The following is an 11227-nucleotide window of genomic DNA, read 5'->3' as shown; positions in this document are numbered from 1 at the left end:
TTTTTGAAAGGAGAAGAAAAATGAACGAACACCTGAAAAAGATCAAAGGGACCATTGATGTAGAGAGAGGATACAGTCTGGGGACTGTTTTCACTACCAGAAACAAACAGTATATGTATGATACAGGAACCGGAAAAGTGTTTGAGTGCGGGGCAAATGAATACCAGATATTAAAAAGCCTGTTTGAACAGACAAGCCTTCCGGAGAAAGTGGAAGGATCTTCTGAAGAAGAACTGGAGGCTGCATACAGAAATATCTGGGAGATGATAGAAACAGAGCATATCCTGCAGATTTCACCGGATTTAAAGTTTGTAAAGGAAACAGACGAAACATTAAGGGATTTGCTACGGTATGATCTGCGGCAGGTTATCCTGGAGCTGACAGAACAGTGTAATATGAGATGCCGGTATTGTATTTATAATGAACATAATGAAGGATACCGGAATTTTTCGCCAAAAGCTATGACCTGGGAAGTGGCCAAACGTGCTGTGGAGTATGCAAGGGATAACAGCGGAGATAAAGTGGCAGTATCCTTTTATGGCGGAGAACCGCTGGTGCAGTTTGAACTGATGAAAAAGACAATAGATTACAGCCGACAGATTATAAAAGGAAAAGAACTGACCTTTTCTTTCTCTACCAACCTGACACTGGTAACACCGGAAATCGCAGCGTATGTGGCCGGAGTGGAAGGAATGAGTGTTCTGGCAAGTATAGATGGACCAGAAGGAATCCACGATGCGTACAGAGTGATGAGTGGAGGAAAAGGAAGTTTTGAGAAAGCAATACAGGGATTAAAATATTTGGTAGAAGCTTTTGGAGAGAGGGCAAAGGAAAGTATTGTAATCAATACAGTGGTCTGCCCGCCGTTCAGTGCAAAGAAACTGGATGCGATTAAGGAGTTTTTTGAAGGTCTGAGCTGGCTGCCAAAAGAAATGGTGAAAAAGTGTGATTATGTAGAATACGGAAGTGTAAGAGAAGAAGATATTTCCATGGAGTATGCAGGGGATGGGGAGTTTGTCGGGGAAGAATTGGACGGCTTTACATTAGATGCCATTGAAGGCTGGGCACTGACAAGGGATTTAGAAGAGCAGGATCCCAAAAGTTATGTGGCAGGGATTGTAACGGATAAACTGGTACGGATACATAACCGAAGACAGACACAGGAACCGTGCAAGGACCTCAGAAGAAACGGCTGCTGTATTCCTGGGAACCGGAGAGTATATGTGAAGACAGATGGAAAAATCCTTTTGTGCGAAAAAACTGGAGATGCACCGGATATAGGAAATGTGTTTGAAGGGGCAGATCTGGAAAGGATAAAGAAATATTATATCGAAGAATACGATGAGAAATCCATCACGAGATGCAATGAATGTTGGGCGAGAAACCTGTGCGGACTTTGTTATGCAGCATGTTATGAAGCAGAAGGAATTGATATGGAGAGGAAAGAAAAAGTCTGCGGTGCTCACAGGTATGCCACAAAAGGAGAACTGATTTCGTATTACAGCATTTTGGAAGAGAAGCCGGAAGTGATCGAAGAGATAGATGCGGTACCGTATTATTAAGGAAAGATTTTAGATTATCAAAGATAATTTAAAATAGAAAAAATCAGACGGAAAGGAGGCGGCTGGTATGAGAAAAATCGTAGCAGGAAAGTTACAGACAGGAGCAGACTTTGAAGGCAGCAAAGGTGGATGTGTTTGTAGCGGAAGTGTAGCAGTAGCAAACTCTCATAATGCAGGACTGGCGTATTGCGTGGGATACTGTGGAAACAACGGAGTAGTGACTAGAAATGCTAATGCAAATATCGCAAAAACTGCATAAGATGTAAAAAGACGTCTTATAGGAAGGGGAGATTTGTAATAGAATCTCCCTTTTTCTTTTTGGGGCTAGGGAAGAATTTACTATGCAAGAATGGTTTGATAGTTTCACGGATATAAAATATAAGAATGTTATCAGTAACACTAAATAAGGTGAATTTTATAAAGCTGAAGGGAGGTTAAATAAGAATGGTACGAAAGAGTAGAAGAAAGAGAAAAACACGAGTATTAAAATGTATAGTTTTTTTGGGAATTATTGTTTTTATAAGCTGTATGGGGGTGTATTTCTATAGAAAATACAAGGATACACAATTACAAAATATGGTGGATCAAACTGTGGAAAATGGAGATGTGATGGGAACATTACAAAAGATGTCAAATTACGATTCTCGTATAAAAGATATAATAGAAAATCAAGATCAGTATCCCAAAGAACTTTTAGAATTGTTAACAGCAAATATAGAGACTATAGAGTTTGTGTTTGATTATCCTGAAAAGAAAGATAACTTACCAGCTACAATAGTAGAAGAAGCAAAAAGTGGAGAAATCCCATTACTATTGCAATGGGATGAAAGATGGGGATATCAGAATTATGGAGACGGCATGTTGGCAGTAAATGGGTGTGGTCCAACAGCACTCTCTATGGTTATTGTAGGTCTCACGGGGAATAAGCAGGCGACACCTTATCAAGTAGCACAGTATGCAGAACAAAATGGGTATTATGTAGAAGGGGTAGGAAGTAGTTGGAGTATGATGACAGATATAGGAAGCCATTTTGGGATTCAGGGAAGAGAAATTTCTTTGGATAAAGATAATATTCAGACAGAATTAGAATCAGGACATCCAATTATTTGTGCCATGCGTCCAGGAGATTTTACAACAACCGGACATTTTATCGTCTTGACAGGAATGAAAGATGGAAAGATTTGTGTCCATGATCCCAATAGTAAAAAAAGAAGCGAAAAATTATGGGACTATGAAACGTTAGAAGGACAAATCAATAATTTGTGGAGCTTTACAACACTTTTTTAATTCTACACATAAATTACACATAAAAAACGTGATAAACATAAGTGATATTTTTATAATAAAGACATAAAAATATTGGAGGTATCAATTATGAAGAAAAAAATTGCAATGGTGATATTGGCAACTTGTTTATTTGGAACTTTAGCAGGCTGTGAGAAGGATAGCAGTAATAAACCAGAAGTTCCTTCAACAGAAAATTCAACAAATAGTGTAAATCAAACTGAAAATAGCACGGAGAAGAGCGAAGGAATAAGTGCTTTAAGCAATGCTAATTTGGTTGGAACAGTAATTGATTTTACAGAAACAGGATGCACACTCGGAAAAGGAAGTGTTACAGAAGATACTATGACTGCACCAGCAACTGGAGAGGATACAGAAGGTGTAGAAAAAATTTCTGTACAGTATGCTGATAATACACAATTTCAAATTTCGAATTCTACAAGTACGAATGTAACTTTAGAGGCGGGAACAAAAGAAGATGTAAAAAAATCATCAGCAGTCTTTCTGTATGGGGAATATCAGGAAGATGGAACATTCTTGGCTACGCGTGTAATTATAGATCGTTTTCAAAAATAGTAGGAGGAGATAAATTGGGAAGTGCGAAAAGAGCAGTGCGTTACTTGATAAGAAAAAAATCAAAAACAGTAATTTTGTTTTTGGTACTCTTGATTTCAGAAGCGATGATTTTAAGTACAGGGATTATTTTAAAAGCATCAAATGAGGCAAAAAGCGAACTGCAGAAAAAAACAAAGACAAAAATATTGGCAGGAATTATGGAAAATAACAACCCGATCACAACGGAGGATATAAATAAAATACAGAAATTGAAGGGAATAGATAAGATTAATAAAAATGCAACATTATCTGCATATCCTACAAATTTCCAAACAGTAACGGAAAACCAGAATACAAATACAGAAAATCTTCAGGTTCGATTGGTTGGTTATGATGATTTAAAATTAGACGGTGCCTTTGCGGAAAGTGAAATCCGGATAGTAAAAGGAAAGTATCCAAAAGAGAAAAATGAAGTTGTTATCAATCAAATATTAGCAGAGACTAACAAGTTAGAGATTGGAGATACGGTTACTTTCGAAACAGATGGCGGGAAGAAAATGGATGGAGTGATATCAGGATATTATTTGTCTGGTTCGGAAAGAAATCAGTCGAAAGAAATGGCATCTGTTTATAGGATTGAAAATACTATTTACACAAAAACAGAATCTATAGCAGCATTACAGGAAATAAGCGGATATGAACGTATTTCCGTATATTTGAAAAATCCAGAAAATTTAGAAAAGATAGAGGGAGAAATGGCAAATATATTAGGAGAAAAAGTTGAACTGACAAAGTCTGATATGCTATTTCGTCAAATGAAACAACCACTCGAACAGGTTATGCAGGTTGTAAGTTTAATGTTATATTTGACATTAGGAACATCTGCAATTGTTATAACGCTCCTTCTATGTATGTGGATGAGGGGGAGAAAGAAAGAAATAGCAGTTTATATCAGTTTGGGAAAAAATAAATGCTCGATATTATCACAGTTATTATTAGAGAGTTTTTTGGTATTTGCAGTTTCATCTGTATCTGCTGTTGTTATAGGGAATATTTTGGCAGAAAAATTGAAGGGAGTATTATTTGCAGGAAAAAGTATTTCTACACTGGCAATAGAAATTAGTCCACACTTATCAGATATCGGAATGCTTATTATGAGTGGCGCTATGATACTTTTCATTGGAATTGGTATATCAGTGATACCTGTTTTGCGGACGAATCCTAAAGATACATTATCAGATATGGAGGGATAGTATGGAAAATAAGATAGAAATTGTTGTACCAATATTAGAACTATATGAATCTGTAGAGGATGATTTAAGAAAGATAGGGATTCGAATTAGATTGGATGTGTATGATGGAATGGACAACTGTATATATGCAAATAAAAATGCACTTAAATTATGTTTAACAAGTATTTTGTACTATTTTATCGACAAATGTCCAGAACTTTCTGTTTTAGAAATAAGCTTAAAATCTTATGAGGAAAGGATATGGATAATTTTTAGAAGTGCAGAAGAAAAGTACAGATCCAAAAGGCAAACACCTATTCATAATTCAGAGATGGATGTGATAAGGGGATATTTAAAAACAAAAGGTATTTTTTTGAGAGAAGAAAAATTACCAGATGAAGTAGAAATTGGATTTGAAAATGTAGATTGATTAGGAGGCGATAATGTGGTTTTAGAAGTAAAGAATATAGTTTATTACTATAAAACAAATAAAAGTAAAAATGTTTTGAATGGGATTAGTTATAAGTTTGAAGAAGGTAAGGTTTATGCTATTTTAGGTGCAAGTGGATCAGGAAAGACAACATTTTTATCATTGCTTGCAGGTTTGGATGTTCCTGTTCTTGGAACTATTTTGTATGAAGAAGAGGACATTCTAAAGGGCGGATTGAATCATCATCGAAAAGAACATGTTTCCTTAGTGTTTCAGAACTATAATTTGATTGATTATTTAACTCCAAAGGAAAATGTTATGCTTGGAGGAAATGGAAATCCTGAAGAACTATTAACTGCTGTTGGGATCCAAAAGGAAGATTGGGATCGGAAAGTTTTACAACTTTCTGGAGGACAGCAGCAAAGAGTGGCTATTGCAAGAGCTTTAGCGAGTCCAGCTAAAGTATTATTGGCAGATGAACCAACAGGAAATCTTGATGAAGATATTGGCAGAGAAGTTACTGAGCTTCTTCAGGAAACAGCACATAAATTAGGGAAATGTGTAATTGTAGTAACCCATAGTAGAAGTATGGCAGAAACAGCAGATGTTGTTATTAAAATAGAAAAAGGGAAAATACACGAAGAAAATATAAGAGAAAAAGGAGAGGTTTCATAAATGAATGTGTTAAGACGTGGTGCTTATTCTGTAGTTAGAAAACCCATAAAAAGCATTCTTCTCCTATTAGTAGTTGTAGTGATTAGCAGTTTTTTCATGGCAGGATTGGCAGGTCAGTCTGCAAGTGTCAATGTACAGGACTCTACGCGGCAAGCGGTAGGAGCAACCTTTAGGCTGGAATTAAGTGAAGCGAACCGACATACTAGGCTTGACGAGGCAACAGAAAAAATTGGAGAAGGAAAAGAAGGAACTTATCGAGGGGTAACAATAAAAAAATTTGAAGATGGAGCCTATGGAGTTTTGACAGATAATTCTTTTGAAACAGTTATCCCGGAAGATGCAGAAACGATAGCAAAAGTAAAAGGAATCGAAGAATACAACCTGATTACAGTAGCAACAGTAGTAAATCCTGTGAATTTTAAAAGAATTGAAGATCCGGATATGGATCAGAGCCAGGACTTTGGAGGTGTTAATCTAAGAGGCAATCGAATTATGGAAATGGATATGGATGTTGCAGCAGGAAAAATTAAATTGATAGATGGACGAATGACAACCAAAGAGGATAAAGATGTTTGTGTTATTTCAAAAGAACTGGCAAAATTAAACGGACTGCAAGTAGGCGACAGTCTACAGTTCAATCAGTGGGATGAGAAGGAGAATTCGAAAGTCTATAGTGCGAAGATTGTAGGAATCTATGAAGCGGTGCAGAAGTTGGAACCGGTTATGTCAGGAGATACCTATCGGTCAGAAAATACGATCTTTACCGATATGAATTTTCCGGAAAAACCATCTGGAGAAGAGGGAAATCCGCTGTTCCGATATGCGATTTTTAAAGTAGCCAATGTAGATCAATATGATGAGGTGAAAGAGAAAATTGAAAAAGTAGACATTGACTGGAAACGATATGATCTAATTGATAGTAATGGAAATATTCAGAGTATGGCTGAAAATTTTAATAATATGAAGCAGTTAAGTGAAATGCTGTTAATCGTAGTTTCAGCAGCAAGTTTTATCATATTAAGTCTGATTTTTTTATTCTGGATGAAGAACCGTACACAGGAAATTGGCATTTTTATGGCGTTAGGAGAAAGCAAGAAGAAAATTTGGAGTCAATTTCTTTGGGAAGCTATGCTGATTGGAGTTTTGGGATTAGTATTGTCATTTATGATATCGCCTGCACTTTCCAAAATGACAGCATCTTATATGGCACAGCAATCCCAGAGTCAGGCAGAAGAGCAGAAAGAAGCAACGGAAAATCAGGTATTTGCAGACGGATATACCGCACCGGATTTGAAATTACAGAACATAGAAATAGAAGTTACGCCAGATATGTTGATAAAAGATACAATTGCAATCGGTGGATTGCTATTCATTTCAGTTTCAGTAGCAGGGATTATGATCATGAGGAAAAAACCAAAAGAAATTTTATCAGAAATGAGTTGATATATTTTGGAAAAAATGTTAGGAGGAAAGAGAATTGAAAGCAAAAGAACACCTGAAAAAGATTAAAGAGATCATTGACGTAGAGCGAGGATACAGTCTGGGGACTGTTTTCACTACCAGAAACAAACAGTATATGTATGATACAGGAACCGGAAAAGTGTTTGAGTGCGGGGCAAATGAATACCAGATATTAAAAAGCCTGTTTGAACAGACAAGCCTTCCGGAGAAAGTGGAAGGATCTTCTGAAGAAGAACTGGAGGCTGCATACAGAAATATCTGGGAGATGATAGAAACAGAGCATATCCTGCAGATTTCACCGGATTTAAAGTTTGTAAAGGAAACAGACGAAACATTAAGGGATTTGCTACGGTATGATCTGCGGCAGGTTATCCTGGAGCTGACAGAACAGTGTAATATGAGATGCCGGTATTGTATTTATAATGAACATAATGAAGGATACCGGAATTTTTCGCCAAAAGCTATGACCTGGGAAGTGGCCAAACGTGCTGTGGAGTATGCAAGGGATAACAGCGGAGATAAAGTGGCAGTATCCTTTTATGGCGGAGAACCGCTGGTGCAGTTTGAACTGATGAAAAAGACAATAGATTACAGCCGACAGATTATAAAAGGAAAAGAACTGACCTTTTCTTTCTCTACCAACCTGACACTGGTAACACCGGAAATCGCAGCGTATGTGGCCGGAGTGGAAGGAATGAGTGTTCTGGCAAGTATAGATGGACCAGAAGGAATCCACGATGCGTACAGAGTGATGAGTGGAGGAAAAGGAAGTTTTGAGAAAGCAATACAGGGATTAAAATATTTGGTAGAAGCTTTTGGAGAGAGGGCAAAGGAAAGTATTGTAATCAATACAGTGGTCTGCCCGCCGTTCAGTGCAAAGAAACTGGATGCGATTAAGGAGTTTTTTGAAGGTCTGAGCTGGCTGCCAAAAGAAATGGTGAAAAAGTGTGATTATGTAGAATACGGAAGTGTAAGAGAAGAAGATATTTCCATGGAGTATGCAGGGGATGGGGAGTTTGTCGGGGAAGAATTGGACGGCTTTACATTAGATGCCATTGAAGGCTGGGCACTGACAAGGGATTTAGAAGAGCAGGATCCCAAAAGTTATGTGGCAGGGATTGTAACGGATAAACTGGTACGGATACATAACCGAAGACAGACACAGGAACCGTGCAAGGACCTCAGAAGAAACGGCTGCTGTATTCCTGGGAACCGGAGAGTATATGTGAAGACAGATGGAAAATTCCTTTTGTGCGAAAAAACTGGAGATGCACCGGATATAGGAAATGTGTTTGAAGGGGCAGATCTGGAAAGGATAAAGAAATATTATATCGAAGAATACGATGAGAAATCCATCACGAGATGCAATGAATGTTGGGCGAGAAACCTGTGCGGACTTTGTTATGCAGCATGTTATGAAGCAGAAGGAATTGATATGGAGAGGAAAGAAAAAGTCTGCGGTGCTCACAGGTATGCCACAAAAGGAGAACTGATTTCGTATTACAGCATTTTGGAAGAGAAGCCGGAAGTGATCGAAGAGATAGATGCGGTACCGTATTATTAAGGAAAGATTTTAGATTATCAAAGATAATTTAAAATAGAAAAAATCAGACGGAAAGGAGGCGGCTGGTATGAGAAAAATCGTAGCAGGAAAGTTACAGACAAGAGCAAACTTTGAAGGCAGCAAAGGTGGATGTAAATGCAGTGGCGGTGCAGTAGTAGAAAACTCTCATAATGCAGGACCGGCGTATTGCGTGGGATACTGTGGAAACAACGGAGTGGTAACAAGAAATGCGAATGCGAATCTTGCAAGAACAAAATAATAGGAGGTATTGGACTATGAAATTAGTAGAAACAAAAACAACAAAAACAGGAACGAACTTTGAAGGGAATAGAGCTGGATGTATTTGCAATGGCACTGTAGCAGTAGCAAATTCTCATAATGCAGGACCAGCATATTGTGTTGGGTATTGCGGAAATAGTGGAGTAGTAACAAGAAATGCGAATGCAAATGTCGCAAAAACAGCATAAAGATTGTATTTTAAACAGAATTTATTAGTCTGGATAATAGACAAAATAATCTGTTTAATGCCTAAATAAATTCTGGAAAAACAGACATGTGAACAGAGTTAAAAGGCTTAATACTATGTTATAAGAATAGAAGGAGATTGTCCAGTAGGTGCGGTCTCCTTTTACAAAAGCAAGTGGAGTGAAGTTTATGAAAAGATTAATGATGTTAATCAAAAAAAGTAAAGAATTCTTTTTGATAATAAGCAGAGTAGTTCGATTATTATGGAATAGCTCGAAGTCCAATTTTATTAAAACAATCATAGTAAGTGTTATTTCAGGTATTACGATTCCATTTACTTTGGTTATTTGGAAATATCTTATTGACGATATGAGTCGCTCCATTGTTTCAGGAAGCATTGCACCAGTTTTATTTTGGTTAATCCTTTATTTTATATTAAATTATTTGCAGAGTGTGCTGATGAGAATAAAAGATTATCAACAGAACATTTTATCAAGTTACTTAAATCGTTATACAAGCGATTTGATTTTGAAAAAGGTAAAAGATACAGATTTAAAGTATTTTGACAGTTCAACAATTTATGACAAAATTAGAAAAGTCAATGAAGAATCGACAGGGAGATCTATCAGTCTATTAGCCACATTAACAAGTTTTATTCAAAGTTTTAGCAGTTTAATTGGAACCATTACAGTTTTAGCCAGTCTTAATATTGGAATTATGTTTTTGTGTATTTTTATCTGCATACCAACGCTAATTGTTAGTATGAAGATGGCAGTTACACAATATGAAATTTATACAAAGCGGTTCGAGGGATTACGTTTTATAGCATATTTGAAGGATATTGTGACTGCTTATGAAAACATAAAAGAGATGAAAATTTATCATGTACATGACTTCTTTCGGGGACATATTATTAAACAATATGATGGATATATTAAAGAAGATAAAAAAATTAGAAGTAGTTTCTGCAAAAAACTGTCTCTGACAGATTTGGTAGAAGAGGCTGCAATCTTAATTTTTAAAATATACATTACTTTAAAGGTTATTTTAGAGAAAAGAACTATTGGAGACTTTTCTCTTTACATAAATTCAATTGATAATTTTAGGGGGTCAGCTACGACAATACTAAATACAATAGTTACAATTTTTGAAGATGGTCTTTATATACAAAATCTATTTGAATTTTTAGATATGAAAACAACAGAAAAGAAAAGAGAGTTATTATCATTCAACAAAGATTTTCAAAAGATTGAATTTAAAAATGTGTGGTTCAGATATCCTGAATCAGAGAAATATATATTAAAAGGTGTTTCTTTCACGATAGATGCTAAACACTGCTATTCTATTGTAGGATTAAATGGATCTGGTAAGACTACCATTATTAAGTTGTTGTTAAAATTATATGTTCCAGATAAGGGCGAAATTAGAATTGATGGAATTAATATATGTGATATTGATACAGAATCATATCAAACGATGGTTGGGGCAGTATTTCAAGATTTTGTGAAATATCCATTGACAGTTAGAGAGAATATCGGATGCGGAAATATAGAAGAAATGGAAAATCTTAATCGGATTTACTGTGCAGCAGAAAAATCAGGAGCAGTAAAATTTATTCCATCATTACCGGAACAGTATGACACACAGTTACATAGAGAATGGAGTGGAGGAATTCAATTATCTCTTGGACAATGGCAAAAAATTGCAATCAGCAGAATTTTTATGAAAGATTTTCCACTTGTAGTATTAGATGAACCAACAGCTTCATTGGATCCTAATGCGGAATATGAGATTTATAAACAGTTTAGGGAGTTAATGGAAGGAAGGACGAGTATATTAATTGCGCATAGGTTTTCTACAGTAAAATTGGCAGATGAAATATTAGTCTTACAGGATGGAAAAATCATAGAGAAAGGAAATCATACAGAATTGATAAAATTAGATGGGGAATATGCAAAACTTTATAGTATGCAAGCAGAGGCCTATAGAGAGGAGTAAT

The 11227-nt window shown here is 36.2% G+C and carries 12 protein-coding genes; all 12 read left to right on the top strand.

Translation table 11 applies throughout. From position 1 onward, the window contains the following. Positions 1-20: 20 nt before the first annotated feature. The 12 genes from AC6I5B_RS13910 to AC6I5B_RS13855 all read left to right on the top strand — a co-directional run bounded on the left by AC6I5B_RS13910 (position 21) and on the right by AC6I5B_RS13855 (position 11226). Positions 21-1562, top strand: a complete 1542-nt coding sequence (locus AC6I5B_RS13910) for a RumMC family radical SAM sactipeptide maturase (protein WP_497773409.1) — start codon at positions 21-23, stop codon at positions 1560-1562. A gap of 67 nt (positions 1563-1629) precedes the next feature. After that, positions 1630-1821: a RumC family sactipeptide gene (locus tag AC6I5B_RS13905; protein WP_021739626.1), complete on the top strand. Its 192-nt coding sequence runs from the start codon at positions 1630-1632 to the stop codon at positions 1819-1821. A 185-nt stretch (positions 1822-2006) separates the two neighbouring features. Then, positions 2007-2849 carry a C39 family peptidase gene (locus AC6I5B_RS13900; protein WP_242831205.1) on the top strand — a complete coding sequence of 281 codons (843 nt, stop codon included), beginning with the start codon at positions 2007-2009 and terminating at the stop codon, positions 2847-2849. Between the two features lie 87 nt (positions 2850-2936). Then, positions 2937-3422, top strand: a complete 486-nt coding sequence (locus AC6I5B_RS13895; protein ID WP_021739624.1) for a hypothetical protein — start codon at positions 2937-2939, stop codon at positions 3420-3422. Positions 3423-3436: 14 nt separating this feature from the next. Continuing rightward, the gene (locus tag AC6I5B_RS13890) at positions 3437-4654 is read left to right on the top strand and encodes an ABC transporter permease (protein WP_044963895.1); all 1218 of its coding nucleotides are present in this window, start codon (positions 3437-3439) and stop codon (positions 4652-4654) included. Position 4655: 1 nt separating this feature from the next. After that, positions 4656-5063: a hypothetical protein gene (locus AC6I5B_RS13885; protein ID WP_118208199.1), complete on the top strand. Its 408-nt coding sequence runs from the start codon at positions 4656-4658 to the stop codon at positions 5061-5063. Positions 5064-5078: 15 nt separating this feature from the next. Next, on the top strand, positions 5079-5738 hold the full coding sequence (locus tag AC6I5B_RS13880) for an ABC transporter ATP-binding protein (RefSeq protein WP_021739621.1): 660 nt from the start codon (positions 5079-5081) through the stop codon (positions 5736-5738). Then, positions 5739-7181: an ABC transporter permease gene (locus AC6I5B_RS13875; RefSeq protein ID WP_021739620.1), complete on the top strand. Its 1443-nt coding sequence runs from the start codon at positions 5739-5741 to the stop codon at positions 7179-7181. 34 nt (positions 7182-7215) lie between these two features. Then, complete coding sequence (locus AC6I5B_RS13870; protein ID WP_260702703.1) at positions 7216-8763, top strand: RumMC family radical SAM sactipeptide maturase; 1548 nt, start codon at positions 7216-7218, stop codon at positions 8761-8763. 67 nt (positions 8764-8830) lie between these two features. Continuing rightward, positions 8831-9022 carry a RumC family sactipeptide gene (locus AC6I5B_RS13865; RefSeq protein ID WP_021740593.1) on the top strand — a complete coding sequence of 64 codons (192 nt, stop codon included), beginning with the start codon at positions 8831-8833 and terminating at the stop codon, positions 9020-9022. 16 nt (positions 9023-9038) lie between these two features. Then, positions 9039-9230 carry a RumC family sactipeptide gene (locus AC6I5B_RS13860; protein ID WP_021740594.1) on the top strand — a complete coding sequence of 64 codons (192 nt, stop codon included), beginning with the start codon at positions 9039-9041 and terminating at the stop codon, positions 9228-9230. A gap of 187 nt (positions 9231-9417) precedes the next feature. Beyond that, complete coding sequence (locus AC6I5B_RS13855) at positions 9418-11226, top strand: ABC transporter ATP-binding protein (RefSeq protein ID WP_021740595.1); 1809 nt, start codon at positions 9418-9420, stop codon at positions 11224-11226. Position 11227: the final 1 nt, after the last annotated feature.

The organism is Faecalimonas nexilis (genome assembly GCF_059731825.1).
Note: the sequence above shows the minus strand (reverse complement) of the source record. Positions and strands in the feature narration are given on the sequence as shown.